The following is an 18,734-nucleotide window of genomic DNA, read 5'->3' as shown; positions in this document are numbered from 1 at the left end:
GGTCGTCACGTCGTCGCGGACCTACGAAGCCGACCGACTTCCTTCCAGCACCATCCGCCGCCCTCGCCGACGAGCGTGCCGGTGGCGGTGGAGGGCCGCCCCGCGATGCTCACCATGACGACCGCCTTGTACTCGGTTTCGGAGATCCTCGTGACCTCGCCGAGCCTGGCGTCCGACGCGTCCCCGACTCGATCGATGATCTGGTCGATGTCCTTTTCCGCGTTCCCGCACTTGAGCGCCGTCAACGCGGGCTTGTCGTGGGCGTTGATACCGTCGACGATCGCCTGCGCGGTCCCTTCAGGGCTGGCCGCTTTCTCGGCCTTGTCGTCGCCGAGGAAGAACCCGGGAGCGACGAATCCGGTGATACCCAGCGTGACCAGTACCACGGCAGCGGCGGCGATGCCCACGATGAGGCCGGTCTTGCTGTTCTTCGGTGGCGCGGGCGGCCCGCCGAACCCCTGCCCGTACTGCTGGTTCTGACCGTAGGGCTGCTGGCCGTAGCCGGGCTGCTGCTGGGGGTACTGCTGCTGGGGGTATTGCTGCTGGGGGTACGCGCCGCTCTGGTCGTACCCGCCCTGCTGGTACTGCTGCTCCGGGTACTGCTGCTCTGGGTACTGCTGCCCGCCATGGCCGTACCGCGGCTGTTCTGGCTGGGGTGGGTAGGTCATCAACGGTGCCTTTCGTGCTCGCTGCGCGGCAGCGTCTTCGTCTACGACGTGCCCAGTGAGCCACATTTTCCGGCTCGCCAGGTCGCTTTTCCGGACAGTGTCACTTTCCTGCCGTGTTCAGTTCCACCAGAACAGGCTCAAAGCCGCCGTCACGCTCACCACGACGCCGAGACCCGCGAAGCCCGCGACACGGCCATTCCGCGCATCGGCCACTCGCTGACAGAGCAGGGCGGCCACCGCCGCGACCGGATGTCCGATCAGCATCAGCGGTCCTGGCCCCGGAGCGCCGGTGAAGAGGCAGATCCCGGCGATCGAAAGCACGCACACCGCGAGGACGACCATCCCGGCCGCGAGCGATCCGGTCAGCCCGCGCCAGAACCGGCCGCGTCCGGGCACCGCGGGAACGCCCGGTTCCTCGGGCGGCGGTGCGGTCGCGAGCTCTTCGGTGTCCGGTGACGACACGTCCTCGCCTGTCCAATCGTCGGGTTTCGAGCTAAGGGGCCAGCAACTCCCACGGCTGAGCCGCGGGCCCGGCCTCCTGGCCTGCCGCGCAGCTGGGCCGGAAGTCGCACCAGGAGCAACGGCGGCCGGGGCGTGCGGGGAACAGCACGTCCTCGTCGCCGCCCGCGTTCAGGGTATCCGTTGCCAGCCGCAGGTCCCCGGCGGTCTCGTCGGCGCGCTGGAGATGCCGTTTGAGGCTCTGCTCGGTGTGCTCGGCGGCCGCGATGGTGCCGGTGGGCACGTGATGCAACTCGACCTGGTAGCACGGCGTCCGCAACGTCCTGGCGGCCGCGACCGCGTACAGCGCCAAGGCTTGCGAAGAGCGCGCCTCGTACTCGTCCGGCTCACGACGGCCGGTCTTGTAGTCGATGATCACCAGTTCCCGGCCGCGCTGGTCGATGCGGTCGGCGCGACCCTCGATGATGAGACTGGGCCCGCTGCCCGGCTCGAGTGTGACGGGCGCCGAAACCCAGCGCTCCAGCCCGACCGGATCGACGCTGACGTCGTTGTGCTCGACGTACTCCGCCACCCATCCCTTGGCACGCGCGCGATAGCGGGCGGCCTGGTCGGTGTCTTCGAACCCGGCGTCCTTCCAGTGCTCGGCGACGAGCGCCATCGCCCGCTGCGGCACGCGCTTGATCACCGGCAGGTCGAACAACGCCCGCAACGCGTTGTGCACCACCGCGCCGAGCGTGCTGTGCGCCCACGCCCCGGTGCGGGTCGGGGACGGGCGGTCGAGGTACGACATGCGGTAGCGGCGCGGGCAATCTTCGAACGTCGCGAGGCGCGCGGGCGAGACTTTCGTCAGCTTGCGCGGTGCCTCGACGCCGAAGTCGAAACCAATCTGCTCCATCGGATCACCCCGCCCGCAACGCTACGCACCCCCACCGACACTTTTCGAGGGGATCCCCAGGGAGAGAGCAAGGGACCTTTGCTATCGCTTGTGGGCTGGGCGAAGTACGTGAAGGGCCCCTTGAGGGACCCAGGGTCCGTGAAGGCCTCCTTCACTACCTTCAGGGTAGGCAAGGAGGCCTTCACGGCACGCCCGAGAGAGCAAGGGACCTTTGCTATCGCCCCGCCGGTCAAGTACCCGCGATGAAGCCCTTCACCGAGTTCGCCACCAGCTCGACCGCGATGGCGGCCAGCAGCAGACCGGCGATCTTCGCCAGCAGCGTGATCCCGCTTTCCTTGATCAGCCGGATGACCACACCCGAGTACCGCATGCACAGGTACAGCACGAAGTGCACCGTCACGATCGAAAGCGCGAGAGCCACGTACGCGCCGGGGTGCCCGTCGGCCTGCCGCACGAAGACGATGGTCGCGGCGATCGCGCCCGGACCGGCGAGCAGCGGCGTCCCGAGTGGCACCAGCGCGACGTTGACGTCGTCACCCGCCGCCTCGGCCTCACCACCGGTGTTGCCGGTGAGCAACTGCAACGCGATCAGCAGCAGCAACAGCCCGCCCGCGCCCTGCAACGCCGGGATGCCGATGCCGAGATACGAAAGGATCGCCTGCCCGGCCACCGCGAACAGCGAGATCACCAGCAGCGAGACCAGCACCGCCTGCCGCGCGGCCTTGGCGCGGAACGCCACCGACTTCCGGCCGGTCAGGCTCAGGAACACCGGCACCGTGCCGGGCGGGTCCATGATGACGATCAGCGTGATCGTCGCGCTCATGAACAGGCGCGCGTCGAAGAAGTCCGTGATCGTCACCGGGTCACGACCTCGGACCCGGTCGACCGCGAGACGAGTTCCTCCAGCGCGAGCGGGTCGGTGGTCTCGTCGCCGAGGTCGATGGTCTTGTTCGTGCCGTGGTAGTCGCTCGACCCGGTGCGCACGAGCCCCAGCTCCCCCGCCAGCCCGTGCAGCCGGACGCGGGTCTCCTCGTCGTGGTTCGGGTGATCGACCTCGACGCCGGTCAGGCCGTGCGCGGCCAGCGCCGCGAGCACGTCGACGGTGATGGTCGCGCCGCGCGTGTAGGCGAAGGGGTGCGCGATCACGGTGACCCCGCCCGCGTCCGTGATCATGTCGATCGCGTCCTCCACGAGCGTGTCCTGCCGCGCCACGAAGTACCCGCTGCCGTTGCCGAGATAACTCCCGAAGGCCTCGTTTACCGAAGAGACGACACCGGCGCGCACCAAGGCCTGCGCGAGATGCGGCCGCCCGGCCGAACCGTCCTCGGGCAGCAGAGACATGACCTCGTCGGGATCGACCGGCAGGCCGTCGGCGGCCATCCGCTCGGCCATCACGCGCAGCCGCCACCGCCGCTCCGACCGCAGCCGGGTCTGCTCGGCGACGAGCGCCGGGGACGCCGGGTCGAAGAGATACGCGAGCAGATGGACGCTGACATGCCGCCCGGTCACCGGATCGACGGAGATCGTGGACAACTCGGCGCCGGGCACCAGCGAAAGCCCGTGCGGGAGTGCCTCGGCGGCCGGGGCCCAGCCGGCCGTGGTGTCGTGATCGGTGATCGCGACGACGTCGAGGCCCGCCTTCGCGGCGGCGGCGACCAGCCCGGCAGGGCTGTCGGTACCGTCGGAGGCGGTGGAGTGGGCGTGCAGGTCGATGCGCATCAGCTGTATTGTCTATCGCGCTGATCAGGGCCGCGCTGCCAGGGCGCGACTAGGTGCCCTGCGTCTCCATCGCGGTAAGGGCGCCCTGCCATCGCGCCCCTGAGGCCTGGCGGCCAAAAGGCGCGCGACTCCAAAAGATCAAAAGACCTGGGTCACTTCAGCCGAGGCTGAGGCTCCTGGGTCACCGCTGAGTCGGTACCGGCCGGCGACTAGCCGACCTTCTTCTTGCCGCGTGCGGCACGCTGCGCCTTGATCATCGAAAAGCGCTCGGCCTGCTTCTGCTTGTCGCCGAAGACGAGTTCGGAGATCGTGTCGTAGAACTCTTCCGGCCGCGGCAGGTAGTCGATGCGGTTCAGCGCCTGGATCTGACCGGCCGACTCGACCACCATCGTCCCGTACCCCATCATCCGGCCCCAGGCCGAACGTTCGTACGTGAGGTCGGTGACCTTGGTGATCGGCATCATCAGCACCTTGGTGGTGAAGACACCGGTGGTCATCACGAACCGTTTGTCCGTGACGACCAACCGCTCGACCCACCACTCCATCACCACGTACGCGAAGCGCAGGATGACGAGCAACGCGGCATACCAGAGGATGTTCTGGATCACCCACGCGGCGGGCGGCAGCAGGTAGGACACCAGGACGCAGACGGCCAGCAAAGCGGCCGTCTCGAAGGTTTCCCACAACAGCACCGCCCAGTGACGGCGGATCCTGATGACCCGTCGCTCGGTGTCGAGGAGATACTCGTCTGGATCGCGTGGTGCGAACATACCGATAGAGTATCCGCTCCCCCGCTAGCTGAAGACGTTGCTGACGAAGGTGATCACCGATTCGGCCGAGTCACGCAGGAAGCCGATGATGTTTCCCACGAGGCCCGCGGCCTGACCTGGCTGCGCGATCACGAAGAACAGCACCAACGCGATTCCTGCGAAAGTGAGGAGCTTTTTCGCGTTCACAGCGATCAATCCTGTCTCTTACGGTGACTGACTGCGGATACTGACTATTCATTTTGTACCGCACCTTCCACCCGCGCGGGAGGGAAGTCCCGCGCTTGGGTCAGCCGGCGAGGGGAAGTGTACCGTACGGCTACTCTCCGTGTATAGGACAGCCGTTGTCAGGGCACCCGCGTCTACCATTCGGGAATGAACACCGTTTCGGACAGCACCGTCCGCTGTGTCGGCGGCATCGTCCACGACGAACACGGGCGGATCCTGCTGATCCGGCGCGCGAATGAACCCGGACGAGGACTGTGGTCGGTCCCCGGCGGGCGGGTCGAACCCGGCGAAACGGACGAAGTGGCCGTCATCCGTGAGATGCGCGAAGAGACGGGACTGGACGTGATGCCGGGCACATACGTCGGCAACGCGCGCCGCGGCCGATACGACATTCACGACTACGCCTGCACGGTCAGCGGCGGCACTCTCCGTGCCGGGGACGACGCCGACGACGCCCGCTGGATCGACGCCGTGACCTTGATCGAACTCGACGAGCAGGGCCGATTGGCCGAACTCTTGTTCGTCACTCTCCGCGACTGGGGTGTGCTGCCGAGCGGGGATGTCCCGCCGAAGTGACGACCGCCGTGCCCGATTCGGCAAATGACGCGTGGATTAAGCAGCACAAGAGGTGAAAAATTAGCCTTGCCGATGCTTTACCGACATCTCCCGAACAGCCGAAAGGCTAAACCGGGAGCCAGGTCATCCGCTGTCCGTGCGGCGCCGTCCTGGCCAGTGCGCGCACGTCCGGGGTCCCGTCATCCCAACGGACGAGTCCGAGCACGGCCGATCCACCGTTGGTGTCGGCCAGTTCGGTCCGGCCGGGGAGCAACGGCTCCAGCGCGGCGGCGTAGAACTCCTCGCTGACCCACCACAACGGCCGTCCGGCGGCGAGTTCGCGCAAGGCGTCGAGGAACTCGGCCCGCCGCTCCCCCAGATACGCCAGCACGTGGCTGGTCAGCACCACGAGAGGGGCGTCCGAGCCCACGGTGGCGGCCGCCGAGGCGAGGTCGTCGACGGCGTCGCCGGTGATCAGCTCCGGCCGCTGCTTGGCCTGCGCGGCCGCGGCGGTGCGCAGGAGGCGGATCCGGTCCGGCTGGTCGGCCCAGACGCAGGCTTCGAGCCAGGCCAGTTCGTCCTCGTCGGTCAGATCCACCGGGGCGCGGTCGAGGCCGGCGCGGGCGGTGACCGTCAGCTTCTTCGGCACCTTCGGCGTGACGGCGCCGGGTGCGAGGTCGAGCGCGCAATGCAGGCCGACAGCGGCCTTCGCGGGCCCTGCGGTGAGCTGTTCGCCGCCGTCGCACTGGTAGCGATAGGCGTACTTGTCCAGGCCGAGCAGCAGGCCTGCGCTGCAACCGACCTCGAGCAGCGCGATCTTGCCGCCCGCTTCCTTCGCCGCCGCCGTCACCGCGGGGTAGAGCAGGGCGGCGCGGCGGACCTCGTTGGTCTGCGTGTACCGCGAGGAGATGATCGCCCGCGCCCGGTCCGCCCGCTCCAGTAGGAACGAGCGGAACAGCGGCCACGTCTCCGAATCCACGCCGTCGAAGCCGCCGACGGACGGGTAATACCGCGAGAGCGGGTGGATCGGGTCGGCCTGGATGAGCCGGTGCGCGGTCGCCAGTAGCAGCGTGCCGCGCGCTTCACCGCCGCGCGCGTCGGTCAGCAGCCCGGCGACGTCGTCGTCCTCGGCCGCCTTCGCCGCCAAGTGTTCGTACAGCGGCGAAACACCGGCCGCCTCGACCGTCGCGAACTTCCGCAGGCGGCTCTTGATCTCATCCAGCCCGATGGGCATCGACGCGCTCCCTTTTCCGTTCGTGACACCCGTTATTCGTGCGGCACGGGACGGCCGGGCTGTTCACCGCCCCTGGTGTCACCGTAGGACCGCTTCGGCACCATCACCTTGCGACGGAACACACACACGATCGTGCCGTCCTGTTTGTAACCACGGGTCTCGACGTAGACGACGCCGCGATCGTCCTTCGACTTCGAAGGCGTCTTGTCCAGCACCTCGGTCTCGCCGTAGATGGTGTCACCGTGGAAGGTCGGCTTCACATGTTTCAGCGATTCGACCTCGAGGTTCGCGATCGCCTTGCCGGACACGTCGGGCACCGACATCCCCAGCAGCAGCGAGTAGACGTAGTTGCCGACCACGACGTTCTTGCCGAAGTCGGTGGTCTCTTCGGCGTAATGCGCGTCGAGGTGCAGTGGATGGTGGTTCATGGTGATGAGGCAGAACAGGTGGTCGTCGTACTCGGTGACCGTTTTGCCCGGCCAGTGCTTGTAGACGGCACCGACCTCGAACTCTTCGTAATAACGACCGAACTGCACCCAGTCCTCCTGCACGAGTAACGCGGCGTGAGCCTGGAACGACAGGCTTTCGTGTTGAGGAGTACCCTCGACCATTGGTGTCGGGTCGTCAACGCGACCCACACCACTGCGTAACCGTCCGCCGAGCCGAAGGAGGTGAGGAACCCGATGTCCAGTGGCGATAGTCCGCTTCCTAGTAGTCGCAGCGTTTCCGCCTTCACGTCTCGCCGGATCCCCACCTGGCAGGGCTGACGAAACCGGGAACGCTGGCCTAGCCGAGCGGCCCCCCGACCGCTCGGCCCGTCGTCTTCGCGCACCAACGCACGACGTCTGCCCAGGAGATCCCATGCCTGCCATTCCCTCGCTCGGCGGCCTTCGCGGCCGGAGCAACGGTCGCGCCAAGAGCGGCGCCGAGCGCCCGCTGCCCGTCCCCCTTTCGGCGTACGTCGTCGATTGCGCGGTGTACGTGGAAGGCAAGCGCCTGCCCGGCCGCTGGTCGCACTCCGAGGCGATCAAAGAGGTGCGCAAGCGGCACGCCGGCTTCGTCTGGATCGGCCTGCACGAGCCCGACGCGGTCCAGATCCAGGGCATCGCGGAGACCTTCGGCCTGCACGAACTGGCCGTCGAGGACGCACTCGAAGCGCACCAGCGGCCCAAGCTGGAGCGCTACGACGACACGCTGTTCATGGTGCTGAAGACGGTCCGCTACGTCGAACACGAGTCACCCGCGACGGCGAACGAGATCGTCGAGACCGGCGAGCTGATGGCGTTCCTCGGCCGCGACTTCGTGATCACCGTGCGGCACGGGAACCACTCGGGGCTCGCCCGGCTGCGCCGCGAACTCGACCAGGACCCGGAGCGGCTCGACCTCGGGCCGTCCGCGGTGCTGCACGCGATCGCGGACCACGTCGTCGACCACTACCTCGATGTCACCACCGCCATCGAATCGGACATCGACGAAATGGAGACGCACGTCTTCGCGCCGCGCTCCAAGGTGAGCGCCGAGCAGATCTACTTCATGAAGCGCGAAGTGCTGGAGCTGCGCCGCGCGGTCATGCCGCTGGGGACTCCGCTGCAACGCCTCGCCGAGGGCTACACGCGGCTGATCCCGGACGAGGTCCGGTCCTATTTCCGCGACGTCTCCGACCACCTCACCACGGTCGCGGAGCGGGTCGCGAACTTCGACGAACTGCTGACCACCCTGGTGGACGCGACACTGGCGAAGATCACGCTCCAGCAGAACACCGACATGCGCAAGATCACCGCGTGGGCGGCGATCATCGCGGTCCCGACGGCGCTGGCCGGCATCTACGGGATGAACTTCGACTACATGCCGGAGCTGCACTGGCGGTTCGGCTACCCGATGGCGATGACGGTCATCTTCGGCGTCTGCATCCTGCTCTACCGAATATTCCGGAAGAACCGCTGGCTCTGACCTTCTTCCCCTTTCGGTAGTTGTGGAGTTCCCTCATGCCAAGGATCCTGACCAACCTCAAGTTCTGGGCACTGGCCTTCTGCGTCGTCTGGCTGGGCATCGTGATCGCGATCATCGCCAAGGACCCCGCGTTCGCGCACGGCCCCAAGTAGCGCGTCCGGCATTACGCTGGAGCGCATGAAGGCGCTGGTAGTCGCGGACGAGGTCGAGGAGCGGTTGTGGACGTCCGCTGTCCACAACCACCGGGCCGACCTCGTCATCGGCGCCGGTGACCTGCCGTACGACTACCTCGAGTTCCTGGCAGGCGCGCTCGACGTGCCGTGCGTGTTCGTGCCTGGCAACCACGATCCCGACCTGTCCGGCTACACGCGCTACGGCGGACTGTCCATGAAGGACGGTTTCCCGGCGGTGTGGCCGGGCCCGGCTGGCGGGGTGAACGCGGACGGCCGGATCGTCGACGTCGGCGGGCTCCGGTTCGCCGGGCTCGGCGGCTCGGTTCGCTACAACGACGGCCCGAACCAGTGGACGCAACGCCAGCAGGCGCGGCGTGCGCGGCGGCTCGTGCGCCGGGCGCGGTTCCGCCGATGGCGGGACGGGCGGGGCGTCGACGTCCTGCTCACCCACGCGCCGCCGCGGCACTGCGGCGACCGCGAGGACCCGCCGCACCGCGGGTTCGACTGTCTCCATCGCACGATCGAGTCGTTGCGGCCGAAATGGTTGCTGCACGGGCATATCCACCCGCACGGTGAACCCGTGCCGGACCGGGTGGTCGGCGGAACCACGGTACGCAACGTGGTCGGGCACCGGATCATGGAGTTCGCGCTATGAAGGACACCGGATTTCCCAGGGCTGACGCGGAACACGACTTCCTCCGCGCACGGCGGCGTCAGGTGCTGTCGCGGCTGGCGAACTGGCTGCGGGGCGAACCCGACGACGTCAACATCATGCTGCCGTTCCACGAGGTGGTCGACGCGCTCGGCTACCTCGGCGAACGGAAGATCGGGGCGCGGGTGATCCGGCTCGATTCGATCGTCGGCAGCGTCGACCGCGGCCGCGACTTCGACCGCCGCTTCCGCCCGACGTCCGGCCGCGTCCGCGAACGCTGGGAACGGCTGGCACTCGCGACCAGGCGCGGCGAGTCGATTCCGCCGATCGAGGTGTACCGCGTCGGCGAACTGCATTTCATCATCGACGGGCACCACCGCGTTTCGGTGGCGCACGCGATGGGACTGTCCACAATAGAGGCGATGGTCACCGAGGTACGGACCAAACTGGACCCGAGCGGCATCCGGTACCGCGGCGACCTGATCGTCAAGGACTACCGGCGGCTGTTCCTGGAGCGAGTCCCGCTTTCCGGGCAGTCGCGGGCTTCGGTGGTGTTCACGGATCCGTGGGACTACGCGCGGCTCGGTGAGCATGTGGAGGCCTGGGGTTTCCGGCTGATGCAGGACGAAGGGCACTACTCGGACCGCGCGACACTGGCGCAGCGGTGGTTCGACGAGGAGTTCGTCCCGGTGGTGGCGATGCTGCGGCAGGCGGATCTGATCGGCGACCGCACCGATGCCGAGGCGTATCTGTGGGTGGCTTGCGAACGGTACCGGCTGATCCGGACGCACCGGTGGGACGACGAGGTCTTCGAAGCCGTGCGCTCACAGTCCCGGTGACGCCTCCCCCGCGTGTTATGAACGGACCTTTCATAACAAATTCTGTTATGAAAGGTCCGTTCATAACAGCCGAACTACATGTGTACGGCGACCGGAGCGTCTGAAGAGGCGGCCTTCGCCGGAGCACCCGACCGCAGCAGCAGCCCGCAGATCACCGCACCCGCGACGAAGATCCACCCGCCCCACACGAAGGCGGTCGTGTAGCTGTGCACAGCCGCTTCGGCCGCGAGTTGCGGCGAAGGCGTCTTCCCGACGGCGAACGACGTCGCCGCGTTCCCGGCCAGCGTGCTCAGCAGCGCGGTCCCGATCGAGCCACCGACCTGCTGCGCGGTGTTGACCGCGGCCGACGCGACACCGGCGTCGTGCGTGTCGACGCCGAAGGTCGCGACGCTCATCGCGGGCGCCATGGCGAGGCCGATACCGACGCCCATGATCATCAGCGGGAACAGCACCCCGCTGGCGTAGGTGCTGGTGGTGTCGATCGCCGAGAGCCAGAACAGGCCCACTCCGGCGATCAGCATTCCCAGTGACACCAACGGTTTCGCACCGAACTTCGGCAGCAGCACGGCCGTCGCCGACGTCGCGCTGGCCATCAGGGTGGCGACCATCGGCAGGAACGCGACCCCGCTCTGCACCGGCGTGAACCCGAGGTTCAGCTGGATGTAGAAGGTGAGGAACAGGAAGATCGAGAACATCCCGATGGCGAGCAGGAACATCGCGAGGTACGAACCGCCGCGGTCGCGGTCGAGCAGGACGCGCAGCGGCAGGAGCGGGTGTTCGGCCCGTTGCTGGATCGCGACGAACGCCACGAGCAGCACGACACCGGCGGCGAGGAAACCCCACACCGAGATCGCGGACCACGAGTCACGCTCGGCGTTCGCGAAGCCGTAGACCAGCGCGAAGAACCCGGCCGACGCGGTGATCGTGCCCGGGATGTCGAGCTTCGGGCGCGGGCCTTCGGTCTCGGAGTTCTTCAGCAGCACGAGCGCGCCGGCGAACGCGATCACCGCGAAGACGATGTTGACGTACATCGACCAGCGCCAGTCGAGGTACTCGGTCAGCACGCCACCGAGCAGCAGGCCGATCGCCGCGCCGGCACCGGCGATCGCGCCGAAGACACCGAAGGCCTTGCCGCGTTCCTTCGGGTCGGTGAAGGTCGTGGTCAGCAGCGAAAGGGCGGCCGGAGCGAGAAGCGCGCCGAAGACGCCCTGTGCGGCACGGGCGACGAGCAGCATTTCGATGCTGGTGGCGGCGCCGCCGATCGCGGACACGACGGCGAAACCGGCGAGCCCGACGAGGAACGCGCGTTTGCGGCCGAAGAGGTCCGCGAGCCGCCCGCCCAGCAGGAGCAGGCTGCCGAACGCGAGCGCGTAGGCGGTGACGACCCACTGGCGGGCGTCGTTCGAGAAGCCGAGGTCCTGCTGCGCCGACGGGAGCGCGATGTTCACGACGGTGGCGTCGAGCACCACCATCAGCTGGGCGAGACCGATCATCACCAGGATCAGCCATCTCCTGGCGTGGTGCGGATTGGTGTGCTGCGCGGCCGCGTCCCCCGGCGGCGTGACGACAGCGGTGGATGACTCAGGCATACGGGCGGTTTCCTCACCGATAGTGACGGAGAAGCTATGTGGAGTAGGTATCTCCCCTTTCGTCGCCAAGGTACCCGAAAAGCGGAGAAGCGTCCTCTACTTCATTTGTTAAGCTGGACGAATGGCTCGGGACCTCGCTCCCGCCGCACCGGCGCGACCGCTGCGGCGCGACGCTGAACTCAATCGGCAGCGCATCATCGCGGCGGCACGCGATGTCTTCGGCGAGCGCGGGCTCGAAGCGACACTCGACGACGTCGCGCATCGCGCCGGCGTCGGCGTCGGCACCGTCTATCGACGCTTCCCCAGTAAGGAACACCTGGTCGAGGCGATGTTCGTCGACCAGTTCGAGACGATCCGCGAGTTCGCCGAAGAGGCGCTTCGCGCCGAAGACCCTTGGGAAGGCTTCACTAGCTTCACTTGGCGCGCGGCCGAACTGCACGCCGGTGACCGCGGGTTACGTGAGGTCATGCTGTCGAACGTCTTCGGCCACGAGCGTGTCGCCGAGGCGAAAGCACACATGGTGCCGTTGATCACACAGCTCGTCGAGCGGGCCCAGTCGGCGGGCGTCCTCCGCGCGGACGTCGTTCCGACGGACATGCCGCTGCTGCACCAGATGATCGGCTCGGTCATCGAGTTCACGCACGGTATCCAGCCGGACCTGTGGCGCCGGTGCCTCGCGCTGTTGCTGGACGGCCTGCGCGCCGAACCCGGCCGCGCCACCCCGCTGCCGCACCCGCCGCTGGACTTCGAGGCGCTCGACGAGGCGATGTGCTCCTTCCGACTGCCCAAGCTGCGCTGACTCACTCGCAATTAGTCACCTACTTGCGGCCCCACCCCGCCTCCAACGGCGAACTCGCGTGATTGGGCGGCGAACTCGCGTGTCCAGACGGCGAACTCGCGTGCTTGAAGGCGGAACTCACGTGATTAGACGGCGAACTCGCGTGATTGGGCGGAGAACTCGCGGCGAGATCCGGCCGCGGGCAGATCTCCGCTCAGTCACGTGAGTTCTCCGCTCAGTCACGTGAGTTCTCCGCTCAGTCACGCGGCGCGGAGCGAGGGCCACGCAAGTAGTCCTCTAGTTGCGGTAGTTGCGCGGGCAAGGACCGCAACTAGGGGACGAATTGCGGTCAGGGGAGCTTCGGGAAAACGGCCACGGCGACTTCCCGCGCCGCGGCGCACGTGGCGTCCTCCGGCGCACCGTCGACGCCGACCACCGAGAGCAGCGCCTGCTCGACCCGTTCCGGCGTGCCCGGGATCGGCCGGTGCGTGGTCACCTGGCAGAACGCGCCCGACGTGGTGACCTGGACCTGCCGCCCGCCCAGCGCCTCCGTCGCGCCCGGCGTGGTGTCCACCCCGACCGACAGCGAGACGCTGACCTTGCCGCGGATGCAGTTGTGCCCGGACAGCGCCGGGGCCGGTTTGGTCTCCGCCCCGGCGGCGGCGTCGAGTTCGTGCTGGTCGAGCAGGGCACAGGGGGCGACACGGCCCCAGGACCGCTGGTCGAAGTTCAGCCGGCCGACCTTCTGCGCGGCGATCACCCCCGCCGCGCTGCCGACCGTCGCGTCCGCGATCCGGCAGCGATCGGCCTGGTCGGCCGGGTTCTCGTTGTCGGAGGTGACGACGATGGACAGCCGGATCCCGTCGGCGAAGGTCAGCAGCCGCGTGCAGGTGGTGTCCTCGTTGAACGTCGACTGCTGGACGCTGACACCCTCCGGCAGCGATCCGCCGAATTCGTAGGGCTGATTGTTCGGATCCTGCCCGGAAGTGATCGGACCGGTGGTCACGGTGTAGCGATTGGCGCCCTCGACGAATTCGAGACGGCAGAACTCGAAAGAGGACAAGGGTGGTTTGACCGCGTTTCCCCCGCCGATCACTTTCGCCTGGTCGACCAGGCTGCAGTAATCGAGCGACGAGTAGTCCCCGAGCGCCTCGGCGGCGGTCAGGGCCTCGTCACGAGCCATGGTCGGCGACGGCGTCACCGCCGGTTCCGGAGTGGCACAGGCCGCGGCCAGGAACAGGCCACAGAGGACCACGATCAGTCTCTTCGAGGGCACCGGAGCAGTATCGTCAAAAGAACCGGGAACACCACCCCCTACGGGCGAAGAACACAGGGTCTTCGGCGTTTTCCCAGGTGGGTGCTTTACCGCGATTTCACGCCCTTAGGGGTGCGTTTCGTCCCGCGGTGGGATGCGGCGGCGGCGCCGCGCGACGAGAATGGGTTTCACACACAGCGACGACCGAGAGGGAAGAACCCGTGACCAACCCCGTAGCCGCCCGCCTGACCCGACCGCGCCAGGGCCGCATGATCGGCGGCGTCTGCGCCGGGATCGCCAAACGCTTCGGCACCACGCCGGGCAAGGTCCGCCTGCTCGCCGTGCTCTCCTGCCTGCTGCCCGGCCCGCAGTTCATCGTCTACATCGTGCTGTGGCTCGCCCTGCCCGAGAGCCAGTACTGACCCCGGGCAGGACGAACCGGCGAGCTAGTCGGTGTAGGTCAGGTTCTTTCCGCTGGCCCCGTCGAACAGCTTGATCTTGTCGGCGTCGAACCACAGCTCGACGTTTTGGTTCTCCGCCGCCGCGGACGCCGCCGAGAGGCGGGCCACGATCTGCGACTCGGAGCCGGGAACGTCCGAGGATCCGCTGTCGGCGGCGAGATCCGCGAGGTCCGACGACGACGCGGCCTCACCCTCGACCGAGAAGTGCGCGAACTTCTCCGAACCCATCGACTCGAGGACGTCCACGTGGGCGGTGAACGTCGCGCCCTCGCGGGCGGACGCGTCCACCAGTGCGGCGTCCTCGAAGTGCTCCGGCCGGATGCCGACGATGACCTCGCGAGGCGCGTCGGCGGCCTCGACCAGCCGCCGGACCCGGTCGGTGAGCGGGATCTCGCCCAGTGCGCTGCGCGCGACACCGTTTTCCAGCGTCGCCGAGACGAAGTTCATCGACGGGCTGCCGATGAACCCGGCCACGAACAGGTTCGCCGGGTTGTCGTAGAGGAACTGCGGCGACCCGATCTGCTGCACGTAGCCCGCCCGGAGCACGACGACCCGGTCGCCGAGGGTCATCGCCTCGGTCTGGTCGTGCGTGACGTAGAGCGTCGTCGTGCCCAGCTGCTTCTGGATCTTCGACACCGAGGTCCGCATCTGACCGCGCAGCTTGGCGTCCAGATTGGACAGTGGCTCGTCCATCAGGAACGCCTTGGGGTTGCGGACGATCGCGCGTCCCATCGCGACCCGCTGCCGCTGCCCGCCGGAGAGGTTCGCCGGTTTGCGGTCGAGATGCCCGGTCAGGTCGAGGATGTTCGCTGCCTCTTCGACCTTCGCGCGCACGGTCTTGTCGTCGACCTTGGCCAGCCGCAACGGGAACGCCATGTTCTCCCGCACGCTCATGTGCGGATACAGCGCGTAGGACTGGAACACCATCGCGATGTCGCGGTCCTTCGGCGCCTTTTCGTTGACGCGCTTGCCGTCGATGCGCAGTTCGCCGGAGGAGATGTCCTCCAGGCCGGCGACCATGTTCAGTGTCGTGGACTTGCCGCAGCCGGACGGGCCGACCAGGATGATGAACTCACCGTCGGCGATCGTGATGTCCACTTCGGACACCGCGAGGGCGCCGTCGGGGTACTTCTTGGACACCTTCTCGAGAACAATTTCAGCCATGGGTCAGCCCTTCACCGCACCGGACGTCAGCCCCGCCACGATGCGACGCTGGAATAGCAATACGAACAGGATGATCGGGACGGTGATCACCACGGCGGCCGCGGAGATCGTCCCGGTGGGGTCTTCGAACTGCGAGGACCCGGTGAAGAACGACAACGCCGCCGGGACCGTCCGCGAGGCCTCGGTCGAGGTCAGCGAGATCGCGAACAGGAAGTCGTTCCAGCAGAAGATGAACACCAGGATCGCGGTGGTGAACACCCCTGGTGCGGCCAGTGGCGCGATCACCTTCCGGAACGCCTGTGCCGGCGTCGCGCCGTCCATCTTCGCCGCTTTTTCCAGCTCCCACGGGATTTCCCGGAAGAACGCGGAAAGCGTGTAGATCGACAGCGGCAGCGCGAACGTGATGTACGGCAGGATCAGCCCCGGCCAGGTGTCGAACAACCCCAGCTCACGTTCGATGTTGAACAGCGGCGTCACCAGCGACACCTGCGGGAACATCGCGATCAGCAGCGACATCCCGACGAGCAGCTGCTTACCGGGGAAGTCCAGCCGCGCGATCGCGTACGCCGCCATCGTGCCGAGGACGACCGCGATCACCGTCGCGATGATCGCGATCCCGATCGAGTTCACCAAGGCCCGGATGAACTCCGTCGTCTCGAAGATGTCCGCGTAGTTCTGCCACGTCCATTCCTGCGGGAAGAAGTACCCGTCGTCCAAGGTCTCCTTGGTCTTGAACGAAAGGGACACCACCCACAGCACCGGGAACAGCGCGAACACCAGGACCAGGAGGTCGACCAAACCCCATTTGAGTTTGCGGCCGGGAGTGACCGCTCCACCCATCACCATCAGCGCTTCCCCCCGTTGTCACTACCAGGTGCGGCCGTGCCGAACACCTTGATGAAGATGAACGCGATGATCGCCACCGTGATGAAGATCAGCACCGCCATCGTCGAGCCGATCCCGAGGTTCAACCCCTTGACCAGGTTGTTGTAGGTCTGCATCGACACCGACGACGTGTCCTGTGCACCGTTGGTGAGCACGAAGATGTTGTCGAAGATGCGGAACGCGTCCAAAGTGCGGAACAGCAGCGCCACCAGGATCGCCGGCTTCATCACCGGCAGCATCACCTTGGTGAACCGCTGCCACGCGGTCGCGCCGTCCATCGACGCGGCCTTGAGCAGGTCATCCGGCACCAGCGCCAGCCCCGCCATCAGCAGCAGCGCCATGAACGGCGTCGTCTTCCACACCTCGGCCAGCACGATGATCGCCAGCGAGGGCCAGTACTCGGTCAGCGGCGCGGTGTCCGGGAAGAACAGGTTGGCCAGATACCCGGTGTCCGGTGTCCAGGCGTAGTACCAGGAGAACGCCGCGACCACCGTCACGATGCCGTACGGGATCAGGGCGACCGTCCGCACGAGGCCCCGTCCGACGAGCGTCCGGTGCATGATCAGCGCCAGGCCCATGCCGAGGACGAACTCGATCACCACCGAAACGATGGTCAAGCCCATCGTCGTCCCGAACGCCGTCCACCAATAACCGTTGGACAGCACCGCGATGTAGTTGTCGAGACCGACGAATTCCTGCTGCGCGGGGAACCTGAGGTCGTAACGCTGCAGGGACAGCCAGATCGAGTAGATGATCGGATACCCGGTGACGGCGATCATCACGAACGCCGCCGGGGCGCACAGCCAGAGCCCGAGCCTGCGCTCGGCCTTCTTTCCTTCACTGAGAACGGGTTTCGCCTTCTTGCCCGGCGCGCTCTTGGTCGCCGAACCGGCGGTTTCCTGCACGGTCACGGGATCACTCCCTTCGACTGGAGCGCGTCGGCGAGCTGCTCCCGCAGCTTGTCAGCCGTCTTCTGCGGATCGATTTCAGAAGGCGGGGAAAGCACCTTCGACAACACGGTCGAAGCGTTCTGGTACGCCGGGGTCAGCGGGCGCACCGCGGCGTTCTTGAGTGCGTCCAGGATCGTTTCCCGCATCGGGTATTTCGTGTCCATGCTCGGGTTGTCGTCGCCGACGGCGGCCGTCGGATCGAGCGGGACCGTGTCGGTGTAGAGCGATTCGAGCGTCGGTGGGACACCGTCCTTGAGCGCGGAGAACTTCTGGTTCTTCTCGTTGCGCAGGCACAGCGCGACCTCGTAGGCCTCGGCCTTGTGCTTCGACGTCGAGCTGACGGCCAGGTTGTAGCCACCGATCGTGGTCTTGGCGGGCTTGCCCGCTTCGAACTCCGGATAGGTGGTCCACTTGAAGTGCTGGAGTTCGTCCTTCTTCTCCTTGGCGTAGGAGGCGTAGACGAACGGCCAGTTCAATTCGAAGGCGGCGTTGCCGCGCTGGAAGGACTGGCGGACCTCGTCCTCCTTCGAGTTGGTCAGCGACGGGTCGGTGATCCCGGCCGTGGTGACCTTCTTGAGCATCTCCAGCGCCTTGATCGCGCCCGCGTCCATCACGACCGATTTACCGTCGTCGGAGAGGATCTTGCCGCCCGCCGACTCGACGAGCGTGTTGTAGATGACGACGAGGCCCTCGTACTGCGCGCCGGTGAACACGACGTTCGCCGGTTTGCCCTGTGCCTTGAGCGCCTGGGCCTGCTGGATCATCTCGTCCCAGGTCTTCGGCGGCGTCGGCGTCAGCCTGTCGTCGTACCAGAGCAGCTGAACGTTGGTGTTCTTGGTCGCCGCGTAGAGCTTTCCGTTCCACGTGGCGGTTTCGAGCGGTCCCGGCAGGACACCGGCGGTCGCTTCGGCCTTCGCCTCGCCGGTCCATTCGTCGGCCCAGCCCGCCTCGGCGAACTCGGAAACCCACGTGACGTCCAACCCCAGTACGTCGAGCGAATCGTCCCCGGCGGCCAGCCGGCGGACCATCTGTTCCCGCTGGCCGTCGGCCGGACGCGGGAGCTTGTTGTAGACGACCTCGTACCGCCCGTCCGAGGCCTTGGTGCATTCGTCCACAACGGACTGGAAGTTGTCTTCTGGCGCGTAGTAGACGTTGATCTTGAGTCCGGCATCCGATCCGCAACCGGCCAGCAGGCCGACCGTCAGCGCTGTCGCGCCGAGTAGCGAGCCGGTGCGGCCTGGTGAGCGACCCCTCCGGCTCGCGCTCATCCTCTTCCCCATGAGGCCTCCTCACCCGCGCACACCCGGGATGCGGCGGCGCTAGGACGCGTTGAAGAAGCCGCGCGCCAGCACCCCGACGTGCTAGTGCTCGGGCGGACACGCTGGAGTACGTGACCGCCCGACTGGTGTTGTGCAACCTATTCCGGGCGATCTACGCCCGCAAGCAGTATCGGTAACGATTCAGCGGATCGCACGACGAACAGGTGAACCAGTACCGCCGAATGTCAGTGGCG

The 18,734-nt window shown here is 67.0% G+C and carries 21 protein-coding genes; 6 read left to right on the top strand and 15 right to left on the bottom strand.

The window, feature by feature from the left end:
- Window positions 1–5: 5 nt before the first annotated feature.
- The 7 genes from ACLARN_RS19155 to ACLARN_RS19125 all read right to left on the bottom strand — a co-directional run bounded on the left by ACLARN_RS19155 (window position 6) and on the right by ACLARN_RS19125 (window position 4,697).
- A complete protein-coding gene (locus ACLARN_RS19155; RefSeq protein ID WP_409492781.1) occupies window positions 6–668 on the bottom strand; it encodes a hypothetical protein in 663 nt (220 codons plus the stop codon).
- Between the two features lie 117 nt (window positions 669–785).
- Window positions 786–1,130: a hypothetical protein gene (locus ACLARN_RS19150; protein WP_409492780.1), complete on the bottom strand. Its 345-nt coding sequence runs from the start codon at window positions 1,128–1,130 to the stop codon at window positions 786–788.
- Between the two features lie 31 nt (window positions 1,131–1,161).
- On the bottom strand, window positions 1,162–2,022 hold the full coding sequence (locus ACLARN_RS19145; protein WP_409492779.1) for a RecB family exonuclease: 861 nt from the start codon (window positions 2,020–2,022) through the stop codon (window positions 1,162–1,164).
- A 229-nt stretch (window positions 2,023–2,251) separates the two neighbouring features.
- A complete protein-coding gene (locus tag ACLARN_RS19140) occupies window positions 2,252–2,881 on the bottom strand; it encodes a MarC family protein (protein WP_409492778.1) in 630 nt (209 codons plus the stop codon).
- Window positions 2,878–3,741, bottom strand: a complete 864-nt coding sequence (locus ACLARN_RS19135) for a PHP domain-containing protein (RefSeq protein ID WP_409492777.1) — start codon at window positions 3,739–3,741, stop codon at window positions 2,878–2,880. The genes ACLARN_RS19140 and ACLARN_RS19135 overlap by 4 nt, the downstream gene beginning before the upstream one ends.
- A 209-nt stretch (window positions 3,742–3,950) precedes the next feature.
- On the bottom strand, window positions 3,951–4,511 hold the full coding sequence (locus tag ACLARN_RS19130) for a PH domain-containing protein (RefSeq protein ID WP_076163317.1): 561 nt from the start codon (window positions 4,509–4,511) through the stop codon (window positions 3,951–3,953).
- Between the two features lie 24 nt (window positions 4,512–4,535).
- Complete coding sequence (locus ACLARN_RS19125; protein WP_005167589.1) at window positions 4,536–4,697, bottom strand: hypothetical protein; 162 nt, start codon at window positions 4,695–4,697, stop codon at window positions 4,536–4,538.
- 186 nt (window positions 4,698–4,883) lie between these two features.
- On the opposite strand from ACLARN_RS19125, the gene ACLARN_RS19120 reads away from it, so the two are divergent.
- Window positions 4,884–5,312: an NUDIX hydrolase gene (locus ACLARN_RS19120; protein WP_409492776.1), complete on the top strand. Its 429-nt coding sequence runs from the start codon at window positions 4,884–4,886 to the stop codon at window positions 5,310–5,312.
- A gap of 106 nt (window positions 5,313–5,418) precedes the next feature.
- Here ACLARN_RS19120 and ACLARN_RS19115 read toward each other — a convergent pair whose 3' ends face one another.
- Both ACLARN_RS19115 and ACLARN_RS19110 read right to left on the bottom strand, forming a co-directional pair.
- The gene (locus tag ACLARN_RS19115; RefSeq protein WP_409492775.1) at window positions 5,419–6,525 is read right to left on the bottom strand and encodes a DUF2332 domain-containing protein; all 1,107 of its coding nucleotides are present in this window, start codon (window positions 6,523–6,525) and stop codon (window positions 5,419–5,421) included.
- A gap of 32 nt (window positions 6,526–6,557) precedes the next feature.
- Window positions 6,558–7,061 carry a MaoC family dehydratase gene (locus tag ACLARN_RS19110; protein ID WP_409492774.1) on the bottom strand — a complete coding sequence of 168 codons (504 nt, stop codon included), beginning with the start codon at window positions 7,059–7,061 and terminating at the stop codon, window positions 6,558–6,560.
- A 325-nt stretch (window positions 7,062–7,386) separates the two neighbouring features.
- Here ACLARN_RS19110 and corA point away from each other — a divergent pair, with 325 nt between their 5' ends.
- The 3 genes from corA (at window position 7,387) to ACLARN_RS19095 (ending at window position 10,139) form a co-directional block, all read left to right on the top strand.
- On the top strand, window positions 7,387–8,475 hold the full coding sequence (gene corA, locus ACLARN_RS19105; protein ID WP_409492773.1) for a magnesium/cobalt transporter CorA: 1,089 nt from the start codon (window positions 7,387–7,389) through the stop codon (window positions 8,473–8,475).
- Between the two features lie 177 nt (window positions 8,476–8,652).
- Window positions 8,653–9,303, top strand: a complete 651-nt coding sequence (locus ACLARN_RS19100; RefSeq protein ID WP_409492772.1) for a metallophosphoesterase — start codon at window positions 8,653–8,655, stop codon at window positions 9,301–9,303.
- Entirely contained in the window at window positions 9,300–10,139 is an 840-nt protein-coding gene (locus ACLARN_RS19095; RefSeq protein WP_409492771.1) for a chromosome partitioning protein ParB, read from the top strand. Before ACLARN_RS19100 ends, ACLARN_RS19095 begins: the two co-directional genes overlap by 4 nt.
- A gap of 74 nt (window positions 10,140–10,213) precedes the next feature.
- Here ACLARN_RS19095 and ACLARN_RS19090 read toward each other — a convergent pair whose 3' ends face one another.
- On the bottom strand, window positions 10,214–11,728 hold the full coding sequence (locus ACLARN_RS19090; protein ID WP_409492770.1) for an MFS transporter: 1,515 nt from the start codon (window positions 11,726–11,728) through the stop codon (window positions 10,214–10,216).
- 121 nt (window positions 11,729–11,849) lie between these two features.
- Between ACLARN_RS19090 and ACLARN_RS19085 the strand changes: the two genes are divergently transcribed.
- On the top strand, window positions 11,850–12,527 hold the full coding sequence (locus ACLARN_RS19085; RefSeq protein WP_409492769.1) for a TetR/AcrR family transcriptional regulator: 678 nt from the start codon (window positions 11,850–11,852) through the stop codon (window positions 12,525–12,527).
- A 328-nt stretch (window positions 12,528–12,855) separates the two neighbouring features.
- Here the strand turns inward: ACLARN_RS19085 and ACLARN_RS19080 are convergent, their stop codons facing one another.
- Window positions 12,856–13,782 carry a hypothetical protein gene (locus ACLARN_RS19080; protein ID WP_409492768.1) on the bottom strand — a complete coding sequence of 309 codons (927 nt, stop codon included), beginning with the start codon at window positions 13,780–13,782 and terminating at the stop codon, window positions 12,856–12,858.
- A gap of 200 nt (window positions 13,783–13,982) precedes the next feature.
- Between ACLARN_RS19080 and ACLARN_RS19075 the strand changes: the two genes are divergently transcribed.
- Window positions 13,983–14,183, top strand: a complete 201-nt coding sequence (locus tag ACLARN_RS19075) for a PspC domain-containing protein (protein ID WP_409492767.1) — start codon at window positions 13,983–13,985, stop codon at window positions 14,181–14,183.
- A 24-nt stretch (window positions 14,184–14,207) separates the two neighbouring features.
- On the opposite strand, the gene ACLARN_RS19070 is transcribed toward ACLARN_RS19075, so the two are convergent.
- From ACLARN_RS19070 to ACLARN_RS19055, 4 genes are read right to left on the bottom strand one after another with little or no spacing between them, the layout of a single operon-like run.
- On the bottom strand, window positions 14,208–15,386 hold the full coding sequence (locus ACLARN_RS19070; RefSeq protein ID WP_409492766.1) for an ABC transporter ATP-binding protein: 1,179 nt from the start codon (window positions 15,384–15,386) through the stop codon (window positions 14,208–14,210).
- Window positions 15,387–15,389: 3 nt separating this feature from the next.
- Entirely contained in the window at window positions 15,390–16,232 is an 843-nt protein-coding gene (locus tag ACLARN_RS19065; protein ID WP_409492765.1) for a carbohydrate ABC transporter permease, read from the bottom strand.
- Complete coding sequence (locus tag ACLARN_RS19060) at window positions 16,232–17,182, bottom strand: carbohydrate ABC transporter permease (protein WP_409492764.1); 951 nt, start codon at window positions 17,180–17,182, stop codon at window positions 16,232–16,234. The genes ACLARN_RS19065 and ACLARN_RS19060 overlap by 1 nt, the downstream gene beginning before the upstream one ends.
- Complete coding sequence (locus ACLARN_RS19055) at window positions 17,179–18,501, bottom strand: ABC transporter substrate-binding protein (RefSeq protein ID WP_409492763.1); 1,323 nt, start codon at window positions 18,499–18,501, stop codon at window positions 17,179–17,181. Before ACLARN_RS19055 ends, ACLARN_RS19060 begins: the two co-directional genes overlap by 4 nt.
- Window positions 18,502–18,734 lie beyond the last annotated feature (233 nt).

Origin of the sequence: Amycolatopsis sp. cmx-11-12 (assembly GCF_046269425.1) — a bacterium.
In the GTDB taxonomy this organism is placed as follows: Bacteria; Actinomycetota; Actinomycetes; order Mycobacteriales; family Pseudonocardiaceae; genus Amycolatopsis.
Note: the sequence above shows the minus strand (reverse complement) of the source record. Positions and strands in the feature narration are given on the sequence as shown.

Bases quoted from the DNA above. Each gene is read 5' to 3' on its own strand.
- ACLARN_RS19115 (WP_409492775.1), bottom strand. From the start codon at position 6,525: ATGCCCATCGGGCTGGATGAGATCAAGAGCCGCCTGCGGAAGTTCGCG.
- ACLARN_RS19065 (WP_409492765.1), bottom strand. From the start codon at position 16,232: ATGGTGATGGGTGGAGCGGTCACTCCCGGCCGCAAACTCAAATGGGGT.
- ACLARN_RS19135 (WP_409492777.1), bottom strand. From the start codon at position 3,741: ATGCGCATCGACCTGCACGCCCACTCCACCGCCTCCGACGGTACCGAC.
- ACLARN_RS19085 (WP_409492769.1), top strand. From the start codon at position 11,850: ATGGCTCGGGACCTCGCTCCCGCCGCACCGGCGCGACCGCTGCGGCGC.
- ACLARN_RS19120 (WP_409492776.1), top strand. From the start codon at position 4,884: ATGAACACCGTTTCGGACAGCACCGTCCGCTGTGTCGGCGGCATCGTC.
- ACLARN_RS19055 (WP_409492763.1), bottom strand. From the start codon at position 18,501: ATGGGGAAGAGGATGAGCGCGAGCCGGAGGGGTCGCTCACCAGGCCGC.
- ACLARN_RS19090 (WP_409492770.1), bottom strand. From the start codon at position 11,728: ATGCCTGAGTCATCCACCGCTGTCGTCACGCCGCCGGGGGACGCGGCC.
- corA (WP_409492773.1), top strand. From the start codon at position 7,387: ATGCCTGCCATTCCCTCGCTCGGCGGCCTTCGCGGCCGGAGCAACGGT.
- ACLARN_RS19130 (WP_076163317.1), bottom strand. From the start codon at position 4,511: ATGTTCGCACCACGCGATCCAGACGAGTATCTCCTCGACACCGAGCGA.
- ACLARN_RS19100 (WP_409492772.1), top strand. From the start codon at position 8,653: ATGAAGGCGCTGGTAGTCGCGGACGAGGTCGAGGAGCGGTTGTGGACG.
- ACLARN_RS19145 (WP_409492779.1), bottom strand. From the start codon at position 2,022: ATGGAGCAGATTGGTTTCGACTTCGGCGTCGAGGCACCGCGCAAGCTG.
- ACLARN_RS19070 (WP_409492766.1), bottom strand. From the start codon at position 15,386: ATGGCTGAAATTGTTCTCGAGAAGGTGTCCAAGAAGTACCCCGACGGC.
- ACLARN_RS19095 (WP_409492771.1), top strand. From the start codon at position 9,300: ATGAAGGACACCGGATTTCCCAGGGCTGACGCGGAACACGACTTCCTC.
- ACLARN_RS19155 (WP_409492781.1), bottom strand. From the start codon at position 668: ATGACCTACCCACCCCAGCCAGAACAGCCGCGGTACGGCCATGGCGGG.